Source organism: Acetobacter oeni, assembly GCF_011516825.1.
Lineage (GTDB): Bacteria > Pseudomonadota > Alphaproteobacteria > Acetobacterales > Acetobacteraceae > Acetobacter > Acetobacter oeni.
Genome location: NZ_WOTA01000008.1, coordinates 1 through 21,826 on the forward strand (window position 1 = coordinate 1; position 21,826 = coordinate 21,826).

The following is a 21,826-nucleotide window of genomic DNA, read 5'->3' on the forward strand; positions in this document are numbered from 1 at the left end:
CGAAGGATGTCGAGACAACAATCTCGTCATCCTGCGCATGGTTGATGATTGCCCATATCCGCAGAGTTCTGCGAAAAATCAATCAAACCGCTTTCTGATTCAGGCTCTCAGGCTTCGAGAGAAGCTGTCGTTTCATCAAACAGATCATCAACCGCCATCCTGGAAGGGATGATTTTCTGCTCGAATGCCCAGTCGATGGCCAGTTGCAATCCTTTCCGGTTAGCCTCCAGGCCAATCGGCGGAAACGGATCGGGCACGCCGCCTTCCGTCAGATTGCGGCTTTCCACAATCATTCGAAAAATCTCGCGGACAATATCCGGTCTCTGACGTGAAATATCCTGATGCACAACAAACATATGGTTTATCGGTACAACGTGTTCACGCTCATACCACGCCTGCGCGGCATTTTTCGCATCCGGGATCAGGAGCTGCACGCGCGGGTCTTTAGGCAGGTCGACGCCCTGAAGCGTTGCCACCAGTTCGCCGTCCAGCATCATCTGGCCAATGTCCGAGCCTTTGGGCAGGCGGACACAGTTCGGGGGATCGGTGTATTCCGCCAGATGACCATCTCCCGTTGTCATCCACGTGACTTTGTCGAGATCGACGCCGTACTCATGTTGCAGGATACCCCGCACCCAAAGGCCGGTTGTCTGAGCGTAGGTCCGGACTCCCACGCGTTTTCCCTCGATATCTTTCGGCTTCAGATCGAACAGTTCTTTATTGAAGCCGGCGCAATGATGCTGGAAGCGGCCGGAAATCGGTGCGGGCAGAAGAACAAAGGGTTTTCCGTACGCTTTCGCCTGCAGATAGGTTACGATTGCCAGTTCGCCGCAATCGTAGGCGCCTTCACGCAGCATTGCCTTGAAGCCATTATGCGCTTCTTTCGGTCCGCAGAAATCGAGATCGACAATTTCCGAGGTAACACGGCCATCTTTCATGGCTTTTGTGACCGGATAATCCGCAAGATTGGTTTTTAATCTGGTTGTATCGGCGCCTGTCATGGCGATATCTCCGTGTTCAGCAGGGTTCAGTAGAGTTTGACCTCGATCAGCGACGGACCCGGTGTTGCATTACAGCGGAGGATTTCGGCATGCAGAGCGCCGGCGTCTTCCACTCTTACGGCCGGGACGCCCATGCTTCCGGCCATCGCCAGCCAGTCGATCGTCGGCCGGTCAATATCGATCATCGCCATGGCCTGTGCGCCCGGAGTCCCTGCTCCCATGTTGGCGTATTCGGCTTTCAGGATCGCATACTGATTGTTGGCAAAAATAACGGTCGTGATATTCAGGCCCTCCCGGGCCTGCGTCCACAGAGACTGGATCGTATACATGGCGCTTCCGTCACCAACGATACATATCACTCTGCGATCCGGGCAGGCGAGAGCCGCACCGGTGGCAACCGGGGTGCCATATCCTATCGAGCCGCCCATGTTGTTAATAAGGTCGTGTGGCTTCGCGCCCATTGTGTGACTCATCGTCTCACGTCCCGTCGTCAGGGATTCATCGACGATGATGCCGTTTTCCGGAATAGCGGCGGACAGAGCCTGCGCGATGCTGAGCGGGGTAAGCGCGCCGGTCGGAGCTGCCGTATCTATTGGTGGCTGGATGACCGGCGCCACGTTTCTTATGCCCAGCGCATCTGCCAGCATACCGAGTCCGATTGCGCTGTCTTCATCTGCTTTAATCAGAGAATGAACGACAGTGTCGTCTTTTTTCAGAAGACTCGGTTTATCGGGGTAACTGAAGAATGCAATGGGCTCGGTGGTTTCAACCGTAATGATGTGACGGATCCCGGCCAGAAAATTCTCTGCCTGCGCCACCGCATAGGGAATGCGCTCAAGCGGCGTACGTCCCGCTCCCCGTTCGATGCGGCTGCTGAAGAACTGCGTCGCAAGCCGGCATCCGGTCGCCGCCGCAATTCGTCCCGCGGCCACAAGCGCCGGTCCACGTGTTGCCTTACCCCCCAGAATCATCATGGCGGGTTCGCCACTTTTCAGAACCTGCACCACGGCTTCTATCCGGCCATGATCGGGGACTGGAGGCGGCTTCCTCTCAGAGGAAGGTGGAACCACTGGTTCCCCCGCATCCTGCCAGGAGGCATCCCCGGGAAGGATCAGCGTTGCAATTTTCCCCGGGTGGCCAGAGGCCTGGGCGACAGCGGACGCGGCATCCCAGGCAATCGACTGCGACGAATCAACGCGGCGTACCCACTGACTGAGCGGACGGGCCAGTCCTTCGATATCGGATTTCAGCGGCGGATCATACTTCAGGTGAGCTGAGGAGTGCTCTCCGATAATATTCACCATACCGGAAGATGCCCGACGTGCATTATGGATATTGGCAAGGCCATTTGCCAGACCCGGGCCGAGGTGCAGCAGTGTCGAGGCTGGTCTGTCACGCATCCGATACCAGCCATCGGCAGCACCGGTCGCGACGCCTTCGAACAGACAGAGCACACTGCGCATCTTCGGATTGTCGAGCGCCGCGAGGAAGTGCATTTCGGAAGTGCCCGGATTTGCAAAGCAAATATCGACTCCTTCCCGCACCAGCGTTGCAACCAGGCTTTCTGCGCCGTTCATGATCATTCCTTCATGACATTCGAAGTGGCGACGGATCTGTCATCCTTCCCGCCAGTCCGTGTTCAGTACCCTGCCAGTTCCCGTCCTTTGCCGACGACGCCATAACTGCGGGATGGCGCGGACATGAGGAAGCGGTATCCTTCCTGCAACAGGCGGTCGAGATTGGATGCCGTCGTATGCGGGTTTCCAAGCGGAACAGAATATTTTCTGCAGATGTCAGCTATCTTTCTCATGGCGTCGATCACTACCGGGTGTTCATACTGCCGGGCATAGCCGAGTTCCTGACTCAGATCACCTTCTCCGATCAGAATGAAACCAATACCGGGAACATTGGCGAGAATATCATCTAGATTACTGATCGCCTCGGTACTCTCGCACATAAGTCCGACAAGAATTTCACCTTCCGGCGCCAGAGGCCATACATCAGCTTTTGCGTAATAATCCGGCTGACTGAGCCCCCAGTATCGGGCGGCTGTTGCCGGACCGTCACCGCGTATCCCTTTTGGTTCATAGAGAGGGGCATTTTTTGGTCTTGCATAGCGACACGAACCGACTGCGTTATAGGCCTGTTCTACTGTCGCTACATGCGGCCATATAACGCCGTAGACGCCCCGGTCCAGCACCTGTTTGGCAAAAGCCTGATTCATTTCAGCCCCGTTCGCCGGTATGCGCGCGAGGGGGGTCACGCCGGGGGCAACCGAACCGGATTCGACGATCGCTTTCCGGTTCAGCATGAACTGAAGAGCGTTACCCAGAGCGGTGACATCGTATGGATTATGCTCCATTTCAAAAACGATACTGTCATACGGGGCATCCGCCATCTCGATTGCTGCCTGCGTATCGAGTTTGGCGAAAGCGGAAAAGGCTGGCTTACCCTGTTCCCAGGCGCGGATGATACCGTTAAGGCGTTGTGTCTGTGTCATGATTTATCCTCGATGAACAAGGCTGGTTTCAAGATGCAGTGGCATACGGGGTGGTTCGTCATTTTCATCCGGCAGAACCGGTGCCCAGCGCCGCCTCAGAAGAACCAGGCAGGTCACGGCACCCACGACCAGGAAAACGAAGATCACTTCCATCGGAGCGCGATAACCCCCGCTCCATTCCAGCAGCCACCCGGACAGGAGCGGGGCAACGATCCCGGCGAGACTGGTCGAGACATTCTGGATGCCGGTTACAAGCCCGACAGCGGGCGCCGGAATCAGCGTCAGGCGGCACAGAGCCAGATGGTTGGCTGTGGCGAGTCCAAGACCGGACAGTGACACGACGTTCCAGAACAGGGCTTCGTTGACAGAATGGGAGACTGCACCAAGAAGTTCCGTGCAGGCGAGAGCAAAACCGGCAATGACGAATGCCTTTCGCACGATCACGGCATCATGCCCGCGGCGGATCAGCACATCGGCCGCCCATCCGGACGCCAGCGCCACCAGCGCGATGCCTCCAAAGCTGAAGAACGAATAAATACCCATCGTGCGAAGAGAAAGACCACGCTGTTCCACGAGATAGGCGGGCATCCATGTCATGCAGTAAAAAACAAAGTAATTATAACAGAAATTTATGATAATGGTTCCCCAGACAAGCGGACTGGAAAGCACATTGCTCAGTGGTATGGCCTTAGCGGCTGCTTTTGCCGCCGCGTCGCGTCCGCGACTGTCGTTCCGGGCAAGCAGCAACCACGGCACAAGCCACAGCAGGCCCACAAAGCCGCACAACAGGAACATGAGTCGCCAGCTGTTCAGAACAATCAGCCACGCAGCGAGAGGCGCACCGATTGCGGGGCCTATCTTGGTTCCGATCATATAGATACCGACAGCAAAACCGCTTCTGTCCTCCGTGAAGTTTGCACGGATCCAGCGATAACTGGCTGGTACAACGACAGACTCTCCGACGCCAGTGAGAATTCGCATAATTATCAGGCCGGAGAATGTCGACATCAGCCCGGTGCAGGCAGAAGCGACACACCACACGGCGAACATGATCGCGTAAGGAAACTTGACGCCATAGCGATCGACGAGCCAGCCCATCGGGATCTGCAGGAGCGCGTAGGACCAGAAAAACGCGGAAGCTAGGGCTCCCCGGCCAATATCAGTAAGATGAAACTGAACGCGAAATGAGCCCACGGCCAGTACAGAGGCGATACTTGTCCGGTCGATGAAAGCAATTACGGCACCCACAGATAAAAGAGCGAGAACAGACCAGCGCCTGAGCTCCATGGTCTCGGTTGCGGCCGTGCGGGCTGACGCCCTGACTTCGGCCGGAGCAGACTGAACAGACATAGACACGACCTTTCTTCGTAAAACGCACAGTGATGAGCGTTTATGTTTGCCCGGATCAGCCCCGGAGCCGTGGGTAGAGTCCCTCGGCCGTCTTTGCGAAGATCCATTCCCGTTCGATTTCCGACAGGCCGGACAGGCGCTCCTCTGCCATGCCAAGAATTTCGGAAAGTGTTCCTGGCGACGTGGGAAAATTGGATCCCCAGGCCAGTCTCTGCGCACCGAACACATCCACGATTTTGCGAAACAGCGTGTCCGGCGCCGCCTTACCTTTAATGGAATCCCCCATGATACGAGGGGTAAGTTTCAGAAAGATCGAACTGATTGGAGCAAGGTCGAACAGACTCTGCGCTGCCGTATAGGGGGGACCATCCGTCACATCCGGGCGACCGAGATGATCGAGAATGATCGGGACATTCGGGAATCTCTCGGCAAGGATTCTTACCTGCGGCAGTCCGACGGGCCCGGTCTGGATGCACATTGACAGCCCCAGCTCTCCGCACAGATCCCAGGCAGGAAATGAACGGGGATCATCGAGTTCGCTCGGATCGAATTCTTTCGTGCTGCCGCCGGTAAAAAGACGCAATCCGCCGAGACCGCGCTTCACCCATTTACGAATTTCTTCCACCGCATCCGGCTGAAGAACATCCACGGAACCGACCGCAACCAGACGATCAGGATATTGCGCACAGGAGTCGACAACATAGCTGTTGTCAAAACCATATGTCGTTGATGAATGCACAACGGCGGCTTTTGCGACACCGGCTTCATCCATCGCGGTAATCAGCGTTTCCACAGTGCAGGGCCGCTCCTGCGACCAGTCAGACCGCTTGCCAAACAGGGGTGCCGGCGGGTAACGCTTCTCATCGTCCGAAATAATATGGGGATGAATGTCAATATAGTGATGAGGCATGGAATCTGTTTCCTCTCGGCCGGTTCTTCCGCCGGTTTTCTGCTGAGAGCAGGCCGGCCAGGCCTGCAGATCACTCCGCTAACGCTCAGAGGCCGCGCGCCTTAAGTTTCGCATCAAGACGGGGATAGACACGCCGCGCATTGGTTTCGAAAATTTTGTGTCGCTCGGCGTCGGTCAGTTCGACGCACGCATCCAGATAACGTCTGGTATCATCGAAATACTGTCCGTTATCAGGATCTTTGCCACGCACGGCGCCGATCATCTCTGACCCGAAGAGGACATTATCGACCGGGATGACTCTGGTCAGTAACTCGACCCCCGGCTGGTGATAGACACAGGTATCGAAGAAGATATTGTTGAGCAGACCTTCGAGGGGGCGCGCGACCATCTCCAGTGACATGCCGCGATATCGTCCCCAGTGATAAGGGACCGCACCGCCGCCATGTGGAATTACAAAGCGCAGGGTTGGGAAATCTTTGAAGAGATCGGACTGAAGAACCTGCATGAAGACCGACGTATCCGCATTCAGATAGTGGGCTCCGGTTCCATGAAAATTGGGGTTGCAGGATGCGGCCACATGGATCATTGCCGGCACGTCGAGATCAACAAGTGCTTCGTACAGCGGATACCATTCCCGGTCTGTCACCGGCTTTCCGGTCCAGTAACCTCCTGACGGATCAGGATTAAGATTACAACCGACGAAGCCAAGCTCTTCAATGCAGCGTCTCAGTTCCGGAATACTGTGGGCCGGGGGGGCGCCCGGAGACTGCGGGAGCTGGCAAACCGGCACGAAATTGTCGGGGTAGAGTTCTGACACCCGGTAGACATTATTATTCGATACTTCAGCCCATTCGAGGCTGGTGCGCTCGTTCCCGAGATGATGTGACATCAGTCCGGCTATTGGCGAAAACAGTGTCAGATCAATGCCACGCTCTTTCTGAAGCCTGAGCTGTCCACTCTCCAGCGCATCACGAATCTGGTCATCGGTCAGGATCGCATCTTTTTTATCCGGCCCGTTCAGCGGGTCATCGGCCGTTTCGACCTGCCTTGCCCGCCAGTCGCGAAAGGATTTCGGTACTGTTGTAAAATGACCGTGGCAATCAATAATCATGATATCTCCGGGGCGGGATTTCGACTGTTATTTAACCTGTGAAGATCGTAGAAGACGTGGTATCAAATGGAGAAATCCATTTTGCCGCAGATGCCATAAATACCTTGCCGGAGCAGCAGGGAATCGGGGACCGGGTGACATTCCCTGACCGGGACTGGTATATGCGGCATCGGATGGTGTTTGAGCGGCAGAAGACGTCCGGTGACTTATGGCCGACAAGAGTTGATCCCGGAAAAGAAAACCCGCTCCCAAGGGAGCGGGGTGCGGCAGAGGTCTTCCTTATCCGGGGGCCAGCTTCTTATATGTGCGCTACAAGAACACATTTAATGATCAGCGGGTTTCCTTCCTCACGATTATAAATCGCACTTGGATGAACCGCATAGGTCAGTCCGCCATTGAGGTACAGTCCCGGCAGGATACGGTAAGTATAAGCCAGTGTGAAATTGTAGACAGCATTCTGAACCTTATACCCTCTCGACACAAAATAATCCTGATAGGACCGGCTGACCTTGGTTCTGTTGGCAACAAATGACAACTGATCCCGCGGGCGCGATCTGAACAGTCCGACGACGTAAATTCTTCCTTCCAGATACTGGGAATAGGAAAATGCGCTTGGGGAAGCATACATATAACTGAACCCGGCATACAAACCTCTGACCGGGTGCGCCGGATCTGATTGCGTGAACTGCTGATCTGCCAGAAAATAGGCGCCGGCGGCCTGTGTTTTTGTCTTTGGGTCAGCATAGTTTGTAAAGTGTGAGAAATTTCCAATTCCGGCCATACGTATCCAGGTTTTCTTAACTCCTGGTGCAGAGACTTTCCGATAGCCGACTTCGTTGATAACGAGGGCACCCGATCCGATGTCGTTAAAACGAATTCCGTAGCGGTTCGCGGTCTGTGCTTCATAGTTAAAGCCACCGGGAGAAGTGCTTCTCTGAATGCCGAACAGATTGTAGAAATGCCCGAAATTAACCCCCACATTTACTCCGGGGGCTCCGATTCCCGCTACACTGAGCCCCAGTTCCGTCAGAAGCGACGCAGAAGGACCCAGTGAACCTGACGAAACCGAACCGCCAACCAGCGGATTGGCAAACTGATAGTTGTTGGCCAGATATCCAACCTGGAGATCGACATGATGGCGAAACAAAGGCTGATCGACATAGGCGGCACACAGGCGCGCCAGCCCGTTCGGGTAACTTCCTACTGTTGAGCCTTCCGTGCACACCTGGACCTGCGCCAGCCCGTTTTTCATTCCGATATGCCCGAGATCATAGGTCAGAGCCAGATAACTGTTGGATGTATCGACCTCCCGGGTCTGACCAATATAGCGTTGCACGCCCATGGTCCGGGATGGCTGGTGGAGCAGGTTTCCCGCGAAAGACGCCGAGAGCAAGCCGTTAAAACCGATACCCCAATCCGCGAGAGTGGACCGGAACCCCCCTATGTTACCCAACAGGGTATCACTCACGGTGGGCACATTCACGACCCCGCGGAGGCGCAGCGCGTCAATCCGTGCTTCCTCGGCTGTTGCGGGTTTCGTTTTTACGGGAATCCCCATAACACCCGGATCCCCCTGCTGTGAAGGAACCGGCGACTCAGCGGGTTTCAGTATCAAAGGCCGCGGCGAGCTTGCCGCCGTGATTACCGGGAGGGGATACTGGCTGTCATCGCCGGCCCATGCCGCACCTGCCGGTTGCCCTAAAGAGAACCAGGTACCGGCAGCGATGATGCCAGCGGTCTGCATCCATCGACCGGGATACACGCTAACGCCAAAACAGTTTAACATACATGATTGTTCAGACACGATATTTTTCTCCTCATGCAACGCCGGGGCCCTGGCGGGCTTCTTACTTTCTGGCGGCATGGTGCCGGCGGCTTTGCACCGCATGATCTGTGTTCATCGACATAAGCAGATTGCACTCTGACATGGGAAAGTCTGCTCTAGGTTTCGTGACATTCCTGATTGATTTGATGGCATGACCAGGCCGATAATGCCGGGTGTTCTGTCGCGGACCTCTTTATTATCTGCCGTGGAATGTGAGCGGGCATCTTTCTGTCGCTCTTTGTCTGCTTACCGGATGAGGAAGCAGGTCTTCCTGCTCCGATCCGGCATCATGAGCCCGCTGCTACAGGTCGGAATGAAATAATACGCTGACCAGGAAAGGAAGCTGCCTCCTCCGCGGAGGAACCGAATTTTCAGATTTTTTAAGTTACTTCGAAAACATAATCGCTGAATTCCAGGGTGCATCAAATAATAATTTTATTATAAGCCCCGGATGAAAATAAAATTTCAGTATAATTTGCAGTAAACCCCGCTTATCGAAAAAACCGGGTAATCATTCATCCGCATATTCATTATTAAATTAATCTTATGACATTTTTTGAATTCCTTACATTGTATTATTTTAATTTGTGAACATCCATATGATTTTATAAATTTATTTAACAGAAGAAACTTTTACCCACATCCGGAGTTTCCTGAAAAATCCGGATGTGTACGCCTTATATAATGAGTGCGCTTTCTTTTTTATCGGTCAGTCTCCGGTTCTGCCAAAGCCACCGACACGAAGCCCTGTTCCGGAAGAGACGGCAAATGGTTTCCTCGTCTTTTTCTGTAATCGCCTGAGAATCGCACGCGTTATTGTGTCTGGTTTTCCCCCGGCCACTCTGTTTAAGTAGCAAAAAATAAGGAAAAACACATGCAGGTCGACAGTCGCTTTATGCAGGCTGACACAATCAGCCTGCGACAGCTCAGATTATTCGAGGGAGTGGGGCGCCTGAAAAGCATCCGTCGTGCTTCGGAAGAATGTAATCTGTCGCAACCGGCGGTGACGCAATCGATTGCGAAGCTGGAGTCGCATATCGGCGTTACGCTGCTTGATCGCGACACGAACGGCAGTTATCTCAACCAGTCCGGTTTTATCCTGCATCGTCGGACAACGCGTTTTTTCGAACAGATTGAGCAGGCTATCACGGAGCTGGGCTGTCCGGGCGACCGGGCGGGTGCCAGAGCGGTTGCGCGACGCCTGACAAAATCACAGATACGCAGTCTGCTTTTGGTAGCGGAGCGCGTGCCTTTTGCAGATGCCGCCAGGATACAGGGACTTTCGGCCGCCTCGTTACAGCGGACTTCCCGCGACCTTGAACGCAATGTCGGCAAGCAGCTTTATTCTCGTACGCCATCCGGGGTCATCGCCACTCCGGAAGGAGATACGTTCGGACGCAGGATCAGGCTCGCCATACAGGAAATCGATCTGGGCCTGAAAGAAATTGACACGGCTCGTGGTATTGCCAGCACCAGTATCGCAATCGGGGCCATGCCGTGCGGCGGCAGCGTTATGCTTGCGTCGGTACTTGACCGGTTCGTCAGGGAGTTTCCTCAGGCCAGCGTAAAAGTGACCAGTTCCCAGTCATCGGATATGCTGGCCCGCCTGCTCTGCGGGGATGTCGATATTGCGCTCGGACTGATTCCCGAAACGCTGGAAGAAGAAATACAGGCACAACCTCTCGTCAGAACCCCTTATGAAATCGTCGCGCGGCGAGGACATCCTCTGCTCCACAAAGGCTCTGTGACGATTGACGATCTGGCTGCGTGTGACTGGATTGCCGGCACGCCCTCATCGAACCGGCGAGCGGTATTCGATCAGCTTTTCGCGGGTCACGAGGGGCCACGGGCACCTATCACAACATGTTCGATGCCGGTCGTCCGCCATCTTCTGACAGTCGGGGACCGGCTGACACTGATGACATCTTATGAACGCACCTATGAAGGTGAGACATTGATGCCGGTTCCCGTGCCGGTTTCAGGACCGGTTCCGGCCATAGGCGTGATGATACGCCGCAACTGGCTTCCAACCAGGCTGCACACAAACTTCATTGAACTGCTGCATCGGGGCATGACGCATATTCAGCCACCCCGTCTGGTTGCTCAGACAGCCTGAACAACCAGACATCCGCTTTCAGACCGGGTTAAGATCAAGAAACAGCTCATCAAGCGGCATCAGGCGAGGTGTCAGCTCCTGAGCAAAAGCCGTGCGGGCAAGCGCCTCCATGGTGGGGCGATTCACTTCGAATCCATAGGGAAGCGGATCAGCCCCGACGATTTTGCGCAATCCGGCATACCGCTTGTCGGACGCTGTCGTCGCGGTGCCGTCTTCGAGCCTTGCCAGCCATTCGTTCTTGGCGGTCGAGAAGGCTTTGAAGAGCGAAGCGGCGACCCATGGATGCTCTTTCAGGATTGATTCTTTCACGACTATTGTTCCATGCATCGGATAGATATGCGTCCGCGCGTACCAGTCGGCTTCCAGCTCCTCTGCGTTCGGGAACAGATCCGGGTAGTCGTTTTCCACTTCCTTCCATCCCCCGGTCGGAGACCCCGTCCGGCCGATACCGGCATTTCCTTCGAATCCTGCAGCGAGTTTTCCGGCCGCCATCATCCCTGCCAGGGTGTCCCCTTCTGCGACATGCACGACATTTGATGGAAGTCTGAGCTGCTGCACGTGTTCCTCGTCGTCGACGACCCAGGTGACTTTGCCACTGTCGAGACCGAACTCTTCAATGAGAACACTTCGTGTCCACACACCGGTCGTGACGGAGTAGGCGCGGACGCCCACTTTTTTGCCTTCGAGATCCTTCGGAACCACAACGCCCGAATCCGGGTGCACCAGAAGGCCGGAGTGATGAAAACGCCTTGTCACAAAAACAGGCAATGCGACAAGCGGAATCCCGTAAGAGCGGGCGATAATATAGGTTGTCGGTGCAAGCTCGCACACATCGAATTCCAGCTGGCGGACCATCCGGCGGAAGGCTCCGATCTGCGGCTGCACTGTCACGAATTCCGCATCCACACCCTCGATCGGAATGGAACCGTTCCGAATAGCCGAGGTATGCGGAAATTCAGCGATGGCGATTTTCAGTCTGAGATCGTTCGGCAACGGATTTTACTCCTGTGAGTCGGCGGTAATGCCGTGTTTCACTGTCAGTAAGCCACGGCCTGTCATGCCCGACCCGATAAGAAAATGCGCTGAAAGGATAGGAGTTCAGCAGAACGAAGCGGCTCTGAATTTCAGAAAAAGACGGAGCGGCCACATCCGATTGATTTTTTTCATTGCTTCGGGCGGCAGCCGGTCGTGGCGTCGCAATAAATCCCGGATGCCTGTGGAGATACACACTGTCTCGTCGGCTGACATTCCGGAAAACTGCCTCTGCCGTAAACATCTGTTCGCATGCACTGCTCTGTCGCAGTGCAAAACGGGAAAAATCCGGTCGCCGTCAGAGTATGTCCGACGCAGATACGGGCTTTTCCCTGTAGTCTGTTCTGGTCAGTGTTTTGCGATCTTTCCATCAATCATACGGTTGATTCCCAGTGGATTACCGTCTCTGAGCGCGCGAGCAAGCAGCGCCTGTGGCAGGTCCTGATAACAGACAGGGCGCAGGAAACGTCGGATCGCAAGAGTGCCGACTGACGTGGTGCGACTGTCCGAGGTTGCCGGGAAAGGGCCTCCATGCACCATTGCATCCGCGACCTCGACGCCGGTGCCGAAGCCGTTCACCAGAATACGTCCGGCCTTTTCCTCAAGCACGGGCAATAACGTCGTGACGACAGGGTGGTCAGGCTCGTCCATGTGCAGTGCAATCGTGAGCTGCCCTTCAAGATGCGCGAGTACATCACTGAATGCCCCGGCATCCGGCACACGGACCAGCAGAGAAGATGGCCCGAACACTTCATCCTGCAGATGGCCGTCTTCCAGGAACCCGGCAAGATCCGTCTCGAACAGGGCCGCCTGTGCGTCATGGGGGCCGGACGGCGCGTCGCCACGGGCGAGGGTTCGGACGCCCGCATGCGATGCGAGCCTGCTCACGCCCCTGTCATAAGCCGCATGAATGCCGGGGGTAAGCATCGTCTGTGGCATGGCTCCTTCGATACTGGCCGTAGCGCCCGCGATAAATGCGTCCAGTCCCGGGCCGTCCGTTCCGAGCACCAGTCCCGGATTGGTACAGAACTGCCCGGCGCCGATCTGCAGGGACGTTGCGAATGCCTGTCCAATGGCCGAGCCACGGCTGGCGAGCGCTGCGGGGAACAGCAGAACCGGGTTGATCGAACTCATTTCAGCATAGACTGGGATCGGCTCGGGCCGGCCTGCGGCAGCCTGCATCAGGGCGAGCCCCCCCTGACGCGAGCCGGTAAACGCCACGGCTTTAATGCGCGGATCGGTGACCAGCGCCGCACCGAGCTCGATTCCCGTTTCGACGACCATACCGAAGACTCCGGCGGGGAGATCACAACGGGTGATCGCCGCGCGGATCGCTGTGGCCACTATTTCCGATGTCCCGGGATGAGCCGGATGGGCTTTGACGATCACCGGGCAACCGGCGGCCAGAGCTGACGCTGTGTCGCCTCCGGCAACTGAAAAAGCCAGCGGGAAATTCGAGGCTCCGAACACGGCCACCGGGCCGGTACCGATGTTGCGCAGCCGGAGATCGACACGCGGCAGAGGCTGGCGGTCTGGCCGGGCCGGGTCGATCCGGGCGTCCAGAAAGTCGCCGTCGCGCACGACGCGGGCAAACAGCCGCAGTTGTCCGCAGGTCCGGGCACGCTCACCTTCGACCCGCGTCCGGGGCAGACCGGTCTCGACCATCACCCGTTCAATCAGCGCCTCGCCCGATTCCATAATTTCGGCGGCGACAGCTTCGAGAAAGGCTGCTCGTGTCTCCAGCGACGTGTTGCGGTAGATGCGGAAAGCTGCCGTTGCCTCGGCACAGAGACGGTCGATATCGGCTTCGTCTGACAGGGCGATACCCGGATCAATCGGTTTACCGGTTTTAGGATCGGTAGCGTGGATGAGATCGGTCATAAATTATGCTCCCGTTCGGGAAAGGGGCAATAAGCGGGAAGAAATAAGGAGAATGCCCGCAACGTGACAGGACTGCGGCGGAGCCATTGTCTCCCTGCCTTCTGTCTTGTCCGTAAAAACCGGTCAGAGCGACCCCGTAACCATCGATTTTATCGAGGCTGTCGTTAAATCAATCCACTGTCGGATTATGCCTCGTTCGGTGAACCGGAAATGTAAGGTATCTAACGAGTTCAGTCGGCCGAATTCGCCGACCGTATGAAATGAAGAGGGCGGGCAGAGACCGGATCAGACCGCTCCGAACCGCTCCGCCATCTCTGCCAGCGGCCATCGCGGACGCGGACGCATCGCGCGGTTATCGGGAAGAGGCAGGCTACGCCGGCCGGCTTCGCGGCAGATTTCGAGGGCGGCCCATCCGACCATGACGGCGTTATCCGTGCAGAGCCGGAGCGGCGGGGCGACGAATGGCAGGCCGTGGCTGCCGGCAAGGGCTGTAAGGCGGCTCCGCAATGTGGCATTGGCCGCCACACCGCCTGCCGCGACGAGTGCCGTGGGGCGTTCCATCATCGCCAGAGCATGAATAATCCGGTCTTCGATGACATCCGCGACGGCCTGCTGAAAGCTGGCGGCGAGGTCGGCGGCGACCTGGCGTGGCAAGGGCGCCGACCCGTAAGGTTCGAGCTGTCGGGCGATGGCGGTTTTCAGACCGGAGAAAGAGAAGTCGCAGCCGGCGCGGCCTTTCAGGGGACGGGGCAGAGCGAAGGCAGCGGGGTTTCCTTCCCTTGCGAGTCTCTCCAGGGCCGGGCCGCCGGGCCACCCGAGGCCGAGCATTTTGGCGACTTTATCGAAGGCTTCGCCGGCGGCATCGTCGATTGTGCCGCCGAGACGACGGTAGTGTCCGATACCTTCCACGGCGAGGCACTGACAATGGCCACCGGAGACAAGTAGCAGCAGATAAGGGAAGGTCAGATGCCCATCAAAAACACCAGGCAGCCTTGCCGAGAGCGCATGTGCTTCAATGTGATTGACGGCGATAAACGGCTTTCCGAGCGCGATGGCCAGGCCTTTTCCGAAGCTGGCGCCAACGATCAGGCCACCGATCAGGCCGGGGCCGGTGCTGGCGGCGACGGCGGCGAGATCGCTCCGCGCGAGGCCGGACGATTCCAGGGTTTTTCTTGCCAGATCGGGCAACAATGCCAGATGCGCCCTTGCGGCAATTTCGGGCACGACGCCCCCGAATGCGACATGATCTTCCTGGGAGACCAGGCGTTCGGCGAGGACGGTTCCGTCCGGGGCAAGGATGGCGCAGGCGGTCTCGTCGCAGGAGGACTCGATGGCCAGGAGGGGACCTGCGGGAGTCGCTGCCGGCACGGGATACGCGTTGCCATCGAGGCTGTCTGGCGTCATGTCACCTTTCCTTCATCCTGCGCTGGTAATAAAGACGCCACATGGTTTCCGCACAGCCAACCTCACCGTCCCCGTCCGCAGCGCTGCAGAAAATTGCGGCGCAGGCGGCAGCCCGCAAAAAGGCCGCTGTTCCGCAGCACCGGCGGCAGCAACTGCCGCTCCGCGTGGGCACGCGGGGCTCCCCGCTGGCCTTATGGCAGACGCGAGCCTTTCTGACACGCCTGACCCGGTTTTGTCCCGTTCTGCGGGACATGAATGCTTTCCAGGAGCATCTGATCAACACCACGGGCGATCAGATTCAGAACCGGGCGCTGGCGGAGATCGGCGGCAAGGGTCTGTTCGCCAAGGAAATTCACGAGGCGCTTCTGGACGGGCGGATCGATTTCGCGGTCCACAGTCTGAAAGACCTGGAGACGACGCTGCCGGAGGGGCTGGTTCTGGCCTGCACGATGCGGCGCGAGGATGCGCGGGACGCGCTGATTCTCGGGCCGGGGCTGACACCGGGCAACGATCCGGCTGATCCTTATTCCGCCCTGCCCTATGGCGCGCTGGTCGGCTGTGCCTCGGTGCGTCGTCAGGCGCAGATGCTGCATGTGCGACCCGATCTGCGTTTCGGGCTGCTGCGCGGCAATGTGCAGACGCGGCTGGACAAGCTGGCGGCCCGTCAGTGCGACGCGACTTTGCTGGCGCTGGCCGGCCTGCGGCGTCTCGGAATGGAAGACCGGGCTTCGATCGTGATCGATCCGAACGTGATGGTACCGTCCGCCGGGCAGGGCATCGTTGGCGTGACGGTGCGCGAAAGCGATATTGAGCTTCGTGAACTGCTGTCGGCGATTGAAGACTATGAAGCGCGGGCGGTTTCGACGGCGGAGCGGGCTCTGCTGGCGGAGCTTGACGGGTCCTGCCGGACCCCGATCGGGGGGTATGCCCGCCTGCTGACTCCGGTGGCGGGACCGAAGAGTGAACTACATCTGACGGGCCTTGTTGCCTCTGAAGACGGGACGTTTCTGCTGAAGCGTGAGATCGTCGGGCCGGCCAGGGATGCGGAGCGGATGGGTCGCGAACTGGCACGCAGTCTGCGCGCGGACAGTCCGACCGATATTTTCACGGACTGAAAATGGTCTGCGGGGCGGACCGGAGCGGAGGTGTCGTGAGCGATCCTGTTCTGTCGTCCCGCTTCCGCAGAGGGGTGCTGATCGCCCGGCCTGAGCCGGGTCTGTCCGAGACGGTCAGAGCTGTTCAGGCCCTGGGATGGATTCCGTTTGCGGCACCGGCGCTGGCGATCAGCCCGGGGACTGTGCCCCGGCAAAGCGGGATCGTGGCGGCTCTGGTGACCAGTTCTCAGGCGATTCCGGCGCTTATCGATGCTGTGGATATGCATGTTCCGGTTTTTGCGGTGGGTGACGCGACGGCGAAGCGGGTACGGGAGGCAGGCTTCCGGTCGGTGGAAAGTGCGGGCGGTGATGCACGGAAGCTGGCTGAGCTGGTGCGGACGCGTCTTGTCCCGTCTGCGACTCCGGTGGTGCTGCTCTCCGGCAGCCGGCAGGGACTGGAACTGGCGGCGGCTCTGCGGCAGGCAGGTTTTAAGGTACGGCGGTGGATTGCTTATACGGCGTCTGCCGTGCGCACGCTTCCCGTTGATGTTTTGCGGGCGCTGGAGGCCGATGAAATCGGCGTGGTGCTGGCTTATTCCGCGCGAAGCGGCGCGGCGACGACGGCGGCCATTCGTGCGGGCGGTTACAGTTGCGACCAGATACGCGGAGTTGCGATTTCAGAGAATGCGGCTCGGGCGCTGGGAAAAAACGGGATTGTTTCTGTCGTGACCGCAACGCACCCGGACGCGGAGAGCGTTCTGGATGCGCTGGGGCCTGCACCGCGAGACTGAAGCCTCAGAGTTCGTGGTGTTTTCTCTGGTCTGCTTTCAGGGCCTCCAGGGCGCGTGCGATTTCTTCGGCGGGCGTCTCGCAAACGTCCATCTCTATGGCGTGCTCATCGCGACCGGGCATTTCGAGCGTTTCCAGTTGGCTGCCCAGCAGGCTGGGCGGCATATAATGGTCTGTCCGCAGCGCCATCCGCTGTGCGAGGATGTCTTTTGGAACGCGCAGGAAAAGAAAGGTGATGTCCGTTTTGTGCGCCCGGAGGCGATCACGGTAGATACGTTTCAGAGCCGAACAGGAGAGGACGCCGCCGGTACCGGCCGTGGCGCAGGAATCGAGCCAGGCGCGGCATTTATCCAGCCAGGGCCAGCGATCCTCATCCGTCAGCGGAATACCGGCTTCCATTTTTTCGACATTCGCGCGCGGGTGCAGACCGTCGCCTTCCTGAAACGGCCAGCCAAGAACATTATGCAGGCCGGTCGCCATCGTGGTCTTCCCGGACCCTGAGACGCCCATAACGACCACCACACGCGGGCGCAGATGGAGTTCGGCTTTGACAGATGTGACGGCATCCTGCCGCGGCATATCAGACATTACTTGCACCACCAGTGACGGTCAGATGAGCGAGACCTTTCGGCCCGCATATGACGGCTTCCGCCGCGAGCCCGGTGAACAGGCCGGAATCCACGACGCCGACGACGCGACGAATGGCGTCTTCAATAGCGGGAGGATCGGAGATCGTGCCGAAATTACAGTCGAGGATCAGATTTCCGCCATCGCTGACGAAGAACTGGCCGGTCGGCGTGCGGCGCGGGGAAACGCGCGCGCCGAGAGCGCCGAGATGGCGTTCGGTGCTTTCCCAGCCAAAGGGCGTGGCTTCGACGGGAACGAGGGTGTGCTCACCGAGATGGTCGACGAGTTTGCTTTCATCAGCCACGATGATGAACTTTTTCGAAGCCGCCGCGACGATCTTTTCGCGCAGCAGGGCGCCTCCCAGTCCCTTGATAAGGTTGAGCGTTCCCCGCTCGACTTCGTCCGCGCCGTCGATGGCGAGATCGACTGATTCGTGCTGAGCGAAACTCGTCAGGGGAATCCCGAGACTGAGCGCCAGCTTTTCCGTGGCGACCGAAGTCGGTATTCCCAGGAAGCGCAATCCCTCGCGATGCCGGCGTCCGAGGGCCTGGACCAGAAAAACGGCTGTGGTGCCGGTGCCCAAGCCGACGATCATGCCCTCCTGCACCATGTCGGCCGCGAATTCCGCCGCCTGTTTTTTATATTCCTGTGCCTGATCGTTTATGACCGTCGCAGAACTCATCTTCTTTTTCCTTATGCTGCGGCATCTTTATCAACGATCCACTCGATCCGGCCTTCCGAGGTGATATGGCTGGCTGGCTCGGCGGGATCGCCTTTCCGGACGCGTGCACAAACCGCTGCCTTGGCGGCGCCGGTGACCAGAAACAGCACATAGCGGCTGGAGGCAATCGCGGGATAGGTCAGAGTCAGGCGTGTATGTGGCGCGTCATCGGGGGTGCAGGCCGCGACCCAGCGGGTTTTTTCCTGAAGAACAGGCTGGCGCGGAAATAGCGAAGCGGTATGTCCGTTTTCGCCGAGACCCAGCAGGACGACATCGAAAAGCGGCTTGTCCTTCCGGAGGGTTGCCGCGCCGTACTGTGCTTTCAGGACCGTCTCGTAGGCGCGGGCGGCGGCGTCCGGATCGCCCTGATCGGGCATCGGGTGAATATTTTCCGGCGGGACGTCCACCTGGGAGAACAGAATTTTCTGAAGCATCCCGCGATTGCTGTCGGGGGAATCGGCCGGGACGAACCGATCGTCACCGAAGAAGAACTGCGTGCGTGTCCAGGGAAAGCGGGTGGCGTAGTCGGGCTGCGCCATCATGGCGTAGAGACGCTTCGGAGTGGAGCCGCCGGAGAGGGCGATACGGAATACATCCGTGGCACGGAGTGCTTCTTCAAGAAGGAAATCCGCGGCATGGCGGGCAACGGCTTCGCTGTCGGAGAGGACGATCTCCTTTGCGGAGACGACATCATGACCGTTCACTGGCTGTCTCCCAGGACATACCGTTCGATGGCGATGGCAAAGCCTTCATCCTCACACGATTCCGTCACATGGCTGGCTTTAGCCTTAACTGTGTCGTTTGCCTGCCCCATGGCCACCGAAAGTCCGGAGACCTCGAACATTGGCACATCATTCGGCTGATCGCCCAGCGTGGCAATCTGTGAGGCGGGGATATCAAGCAGTCGTGACAATGTCCGGACGACGCCGCCTTTATTGGCATCCCGGTGCGTGACGTCGAGGTAGTAGGGCTGCGAGAGGGCCGCGAAAGCGCTGTTGCCGAGTGCTTTCCGCGTTTCCGCTTCCAGGCGCTTCATGGCGTCCTGGTCATCGCTGACGCCAGTGATTTTGACGATATTGTCCGTAATGGAATCGATATCCGCGCGAACGGTCGGGTCGAATTTCACTGTCCAGCGTTCGCGGGCGACATGGGGATGACTGATATCAGGGACAATCCAGTCGTTGCCGCGATAGAGCCAGACATCGATACCGGCTTTATGCATCAGGGCCGTTGTCTTTTTCACACAGTCCGGTGACAGGGTCAGCGACCGGACGACGGAAGAATCCGGATTGACCATCAGACCGCCATTGAATCCGGCGATCGGGGTATCGATTTCAAGCGGCCCGATCAGCATGTCCATGCCGCGCGGCGGACGGCCGGAGGTGATGGCAAACCGGATGCCGCGTTCCCGAAGGACGCGAACTGCTTTGATGGCCCGTGCCGTCAGCACTTTTTCCCGCGTAACGAGGGTACCGTCCACATCCGCCAGCACCAGACGGATGCTGACGCTGTCGGGCTGTTTCGCGGCAGCGGTCATTGTCACTTCACCGGGGTAAGGGTTGCGGGAACACGCGGCAGCACGAACTGTTCGATTGCTCTGGCCCAGCCATCCTGCTCGTTGGTAACGGTCTGCACATGCGCGTAGGAGGCAACCTCATCGGTCGCGTTGCCCATGGCGATGGCGAGTCCGGCAATGCTCAGCATGGGGATATCGTTCCGCATATCGCCAAGGCAGGCGATTTCGTGCACCGGGATATTGAAGAGGCGCCCCATTTCCCGAAGCGCGTGTCCCTTATTGGCTTCGAGCGGTGTGATATCCAGGTAATAGGGCGCGGACCGGGCAACGCTGGCGCGGCCTTCCAGCATCTGACCGATTTCGCCTTCCAGGCGCTCCAGCAGATCATAATCGGCGCTGGAGCCTGTCACTTTTCCGACTTTCCCTTCCCAGGGCGTAAAGTCTTTTGTCTCATGCGGCGTCGTGCGGATCACACGCGCTTCGTGCGGGACGTAACCGATGCTGGCATCCCGGACTATCCAGTCATTGCCGCAGAAGAGCCATGGATCGATTTCATGCACATCGAACATGTCGATTGCATCGCGTACCGCTCCGGCATCGAGGCTGAGGGAGGAGATCAGGTGTCCGTCGGCATCGAAAATCGCGGCCCCGTTGAGTCCGGCGTAAGGGGTTCTGATCTTCAGCGCATCGAAATACATCGAGATGCCGTGAGGTGCGCGGCTGCTGACGAGGCAGACCGGCACGCCCGTCGCGTTCAGCTTTGCTATGGCGTCCAGGCTCGCATGCGTGACCTGTTTTTCAGGAGTCAGCAATGTGCCGTCCATGTCCGTGACGACAAGGCGAACCGTGTCGGTCGGGGCCGGCTTGGCGTCGTGCCTGGCAATATCGTCAGTTTTCACACCTGAATCTCCCGAAAGGCTGAACGGCGCCCGTTTATGATCAGTTCTTCTGTTCGACGTGCCCGCCGAACCCGAAGCGCATGGCGGACAGCACTTTTTCGGCGTAGTTATTACCGGTGCGCGAGCGGAAGCGTGTGAACAGGGCGGCGGTCATGACCGGCACCGGCACGGACTCCTCGATCGCGGCTTCGATGGTCCAGCGACCTTCACCGGAATCCTGAACCTGTCCGGTAAATTCGGACAGTTCCCCGTTTTTCGCCATGGCTTCGGCTGTCAGATCAAGCAGCCAGGAGGAGACGACGCTGCCGCGGCGCCAGACTTCGGCGATGTCGGCCATGTTGAGCGGGAAGCGCTGATCCTCCGGAAGCAGCGGAGAATCCTTGCTTTTCATGACGTCGAAACCTTCGGCGAAGGCCTGCATCATCCCATATTCGATGCCGTTATGGACCATTTTCACGAAATGACCGGAACCGGCGGGGCCACAATGGAGGTATCCCTGTTCGGCGCGGGGATCGAGACCGGGGTGATCGCGGCCAGGGGTGACGGGCACGTCGCCTTTGCCGGGGGCGAGAGCGTTCAGGATGGGATCAATATGCTTCGCGGCCTCGGGTGTGCCGCCATACATCATGCAGTAGCCACGTTCGAGACCCCAGACGCCTCCCGAGGTGCCGACATCGACATAGTCGATGCCTTTTCCGGCCAGTTGGGCGGCGCGGCGGACATCGTCCTTATAATAGGAGTTGCCGCCGTCGATCAGGATATCGCCTTTGCCGAGGAGATCACTGAAATCGGTTACGGCTTTTTCGGTGATTTCGCCCGCCGGGAGCATCAGCCAGACGATCTTTTTCGGTCCCTGCAGTTTCGAGGCGAGATCGGCCTCGCTTGCCGCTGCGGAGGCCCGACCGTTTTCGCCATGGGCGACGATTTTCTGAATGGCGGACGGGTCGCGGTCATAGACCACGACATCATGTCCGTGCCGGGTCAGTCTGACAGCGATGTTGCCGCCCATACGGCCAAGGCCGACGATACCGATCTGCATGGTTTTCTATC

Annotated in this window: 19 protein-coding genes and 1 pseudogene; 4 read left to right on the forward strand and 16 right to left on the reverse strand. The window is 58.2% G+C overall.

Features of this window, described 5'->3' with window-relative positions; all coding sequences use genetic code 11:
- Window positions 1-98, forward strand: a pseudogene (locus GOB90_RS06930) (IS5/IS1182 family transposase); the annotation flags it as partial.
- 9 nt (window positions 99-107) lie between these two features.
- On the opposite strand, the gene GOB90_RS06935 reads toward GOB90_RS06930, so the two are convergent.
- From GOB90_RS06935 to GOB90_RS06965, 7 genes are all read right to left on the reverse strand, one after another.
- The gene (locus GOB90_RS06935; protein WP_146891428.1) at window positions 108-1,001 is read right to left on the reverse strand and encodes a substrate-binding domain-containing protein; all 894 of its coding nucleotides are present in this window, start codon (window positions 999-1,001) and stop codon (window positions 108-110) included.
- A 26-nt stretch (window positions 1,002-1,027) separates the two neighbouring features.
- Window positions 1,028-2,578: an acetolactate synthase large subunit gene (locus GOB90_RS06940; RefSeq protein ID WP_146891431.1), complete on the reverse strand. Its 1,551-nt coding sequence runs from the start codon at window positions 2,576-2,578 to the stop codon at window positions 1,028-1,030.
- A gap of 62 nt (window positions 2,579-2,640) precedes the next feature.
- Complete coding sequence (locus GOB90_RS06945; RefSeq protein ID WP_146891436.1) at window positions 2,641-3,501, reverse strand: HpcH/HpaI aldolase family protein; 861 nt, start codon at window positions 3,499-3,501, stop codon at window positions 2,641-2,643.
- Window positions 3,502-3,504: 3 nt separating this feature from the next.
- Window positions 3,505-4,851: an MFS transporter gene (locus GOB90_RS06950; protein WP_198912621.1), complete on the reverse strand. Its 1,347-nt coding sequence runs from the start codon at window positions 4,849-4,851 to the stop codon at window positions 3,505-3,507.
- Between the two features lie 55 nt (window positions 4,852-4,906).
- On the reverse strand, window positions 4,907-5,761 hold the full coding sequence (locus GOB90_RS06955) for an amidohydrolase family protein (RefSeq protein ID WP_146891439.1): 855 nt from the start codon (window positions 5,759-5,761) through the stop codon (window positions 4,907-4,909).
- A gap of 85 nt (window positions 5,762-5,846) precedes the next feature.
- Entirely contained in the window at window positions 5,847-6,872 is a 1,026-nt protein-coding gene (locus GOB90_RS06960; RefSeq protein ID WP_146891444.1) for an amidohydrolase family protein, read from the reverse strand.
- 298 nt (window positions 6,873-7,170) lie between these two features.
- Window positions 7,171-8,430, reverse strand: a complete 1,260-nt coding sequence (locus GOB90_RS06965) for a carbohydrate porin (protein ID WP_173571972.1) — start codon at window positions 8,428-8,430, stop codon at window positions 7,171-7,173.
- A gap of 1,141 nt (window positions 8,431-9,571) precedes the next feature.
- Here GOB90_RS06965 and GOB90_RS06970 point away from each other — a divergent pair.
- Window positions 9,572-10,813, forward strand: a complete 1,242-nt coding sequence (locus GOB90_RS06970) for a LysR family transcriptional regulator (RefSeq protein ID WP_146891450.1) — start codon at window positions 9,572-9,574, stop codon at window positions 10,811-10,813.
- Between the two features lie 18 nt (window positions 10,814-10,831).
- Here GOB90_RS06970 and GOB90_RS06975 read toward each other — a convergent pair whose 3' ends face one another.
- The 3 genes from GOB90_RS06975 to tsaD form a co-directional block, all read right to left on the reverse strand.
- Window positions 10,832-11,806: a PhnD/SsuA/transferrin family substrate-binding protein gene (locus tag GOB90_RS06975; protein WP_146891453.1), complete on the reverse strand. Its 975-nt coding sequence runs from the start codon at window positions 11,804-11,806 to the stop codon at window positions 10,832-10,834.
- A gap of 387 nt (window positions 11,807-12,193) precedes the next feature.
- Window positions 12,194-13,726, reverse strand: a complete 1,533-nt coding sequence (locus tag GOB90_RS06980) for an aldehyde dehydrogenase (NADP(+)) (protein ID WP_146891456.1) — start codon at window positions 13,724-13,726, stop codon at window positions 12,194-12,196.
- Window positions 13,727-14,011: 285 nt separating this feature from the next.
- Complete coding sequence (gene tsaD, locus GOB90_RS06985) at window positions 14,012-15,130, reverse strand: tRNA (adenosine(37)-N6)-threonylcarbamoyltransferase complex transferase subunit TsaD (protein ID WP_146891459.1); 1,119 nt, start codon at window positions 15,128-15,130, stop codon at window positions 14,012-14,014.
- Window positions 15,131-15,171: 41 nt separating this feature from the next.
- On the opposite strand from tsaD, the gene hemC reads away from it, so the two are divergent.
- Window positions 15,172-16,245, forward strand: a complete 1,074-nt coding sequence (gene hemC, locus GOB90_RS06990) for a hydroxymethylbilane synthase (RefSeq protein ID WP_146891463.1) — start codon at window positions 15,172-15,174, stop codon at window positions 16,243-16,245.
- Between the two features lie 35 nt (window positions 16,246-16,280).
- Complete coding sequence (locus GOB90_RS06995) at window positions 16,281-17,015, forward strand: uroporphyrinogen-III synthase (RefSeq protein ID WP_261766006.1); 735 nt, start codon at window positions 16,281-16,283, stop codon at window positions 17,013-17,015.
- Window positions 17,016-17,019: 4 nt separating this feature from the next.
- Here the strand turns inward: GOB90_RS06995 and GOB90_RS07000 are convergent, their stop codons facing one another.
- The 6 genes from GOB90_RS07000 to gnd are packed head-to-tail and all read right to left on the reverse strand — an operon-like array spanning window position 17,020 to window position 21,815.
- Entirely contained in the window at window positions 17,020-17,601 is a 582-nt protein-coding gene (locus GOB90_RS07000; protein ID WP_242011861.1) for a gluconokinase, read from the reverse strand.
- Window positions 17,594-18,322: a ribose-5-phosphate isomerase RpiA gene (rpiA, locus tag GOB90_RS07005; RefSeq protein ID WP_146891470.1), complete on the reverse strand. Its 729-nt coding sequence runs from the start codon at window positions 18,320-18,322 to the stop codon at window positions 17,594-17,596. The genes GOB90_RS07000 and rpiA overlap by 8 nt, the downstream gene beginning before the upstream one ends.
- 11 nt (window positions 18,323-18,333) lie before the next feature.
- Window positions 18,334-19,065, reverse strand: coding sequence for a 6-phosphogluconolactonase (pgl, locus tag GOB90_RS07010; protein WP_146891473.1), 732 nt, complete (start codon window positions 19,063-19,065; stop codon window positions 18,334-18,336).
- Window positions 19,062-19,898, reverse strand: a complete 837-nt coding sequence (locus GOB90_RS07015; RefSeq protein ID WP_146891476.1) for a Cof-type HAD-IIB family hydrolase — start codon at window positions 19,896-19,898, stop codon at window positions 19,062-19,064. The genes pgl and GOB90_RS07015 overlap by 4 nt, the downstream gene beginning before the upstream one ends.
- 2 nt (window positions 19,899-19,900) lie before the next feature.
- On the reverse strand, window positions 19,901-20,776 hold the full coding sequence (locus GOB90_RS07020) for an HAD family hydrolase (protein ID WP_146891479.1): 876 nt from the start codon (window positions 20,774-20,776) through the stop codon (window positions 19,901-19,903).
- A gap of 40 nt (window positions 20,777-20,816) precedes the next feature.
- Window positions 20,817-21,815 (reverse strand): phosphogluconate dehydrogenase (NAD(+)-dependent, decarboxylating), encoded by a 999-nt coding sequence (gene gnd / locus GOB90_RS07025; RefSeq protein ID WP_146891482.1) that lies wholly within the window; start codon window positions 21,813-21,815, stop codon window positions 20,817-20,819.
- Window positions 21,816-21,826 lie beyond the last annotated feature (11 nt).

Bases quoted from the DNA above. Each gene is read 5' to 3' on its own strand.
- GOB90_RS06955 (WP_146891439.1), bottom strand. From the start codon at position 5,761: ATGCCTCATCACTATATTGACATTCATCCCCATATTATTTCGGACGAT.
- GOB90_RS06935 (WP_146891428.1), bottom strand. From the start codon at position 1,001: ATGACAGGCGCCGATACAACCAGATTAAAAACCAATCTTGCGGATTAT.
- GOB90_RS06940 (WP_146891431.1), bottom strand. From the start codon at position 2,578: ATGAACGGCGCAGAAAGCCTGGTTGCAACGCTGGTGCGGGAAGGAGTC.
- GOB90_RS07015 (WP_146891476.1), bottom strand. From the start codon at position 19,898: ATGACCGCTGCCGCGAAACAGCCCGACAGCGTCAGCATCCGTCTGGTG.
- hemC (WP_146891463.1), top strand. From the start codon at position 15,172: ATGGTTTCCGCACAGCCAACCTCACCGTCCCCGTCCGCAGCGCTGCAG.
- GOB90_RS06965 (WP_173571972.1), bottom strand. From the start codon at position 8,430: ATGGGGATTCCCGTAAAAACGAAACCCGCAACAGCCGAGGAAGCACGG.
- rpiA (WP_146891470.1), bottom strand. From the start codon at position 18,322: ATGAGTTCTGCGACGGTCATAAACGATCAGGCACAGGAATATAAAAAA.
- GOB90_RS07000 (WP_242011861.1), bottom strand. From the start codon at position 17,601: ATGTCTGATATGCCGCGGCAGGATGCCGTCACATCTGTCAAAGCCGAA.
- GOB90_RS06970 (WP_146891450.1), top strand. From the start codon at position 9,572: ATGCAGGTCGACAGTCGCTTTATGCAGGCTGACACAATCAGCCTGCGA.
- gnd (WP_146891482.1), bottom strand. From the start codon at position 21,815: ATGCAGATCGGTATCGTCGGCCTTGGCCGTATGGGCGGCAACATCGCT.
- GOB90_RS06950 (WP_198912621.1), bottom strand. From the start codon at position 4,851: ATGTCTGTTCAGTCTGCTCCGGCCGAAGTCAGGGCGTCAGCCCGCACG.
- GOB90_RS06960 (WP_146891444.1), bottom strand. From the start codon at position 6,872: ATGATTATTGATTGCCACGGTCATTTTACAACAGTACCGAAATCCTTT.
- GOB90_RS06945 (WP_146891436.1), bottom strand. From the start codon at position 3,501: ATGACACAGACACAACGCCTTAACGGTATCATCCGCGCCTGGGAACAG.
- tsaD (WP_146891459.1), bottom strand. From the start codon at position 15,130: ATGACGCCAGACAGCCTCGATGGCAACGCGTATCCCGTGCCGGCAGCG.
- GOB90_RS06980 (WP_146891456.1), bottom strand. From the start codon at position 13,726: ATGACCGATCTCATCCACGCTACCGATCCTAAAACCGGTAAACCGATT.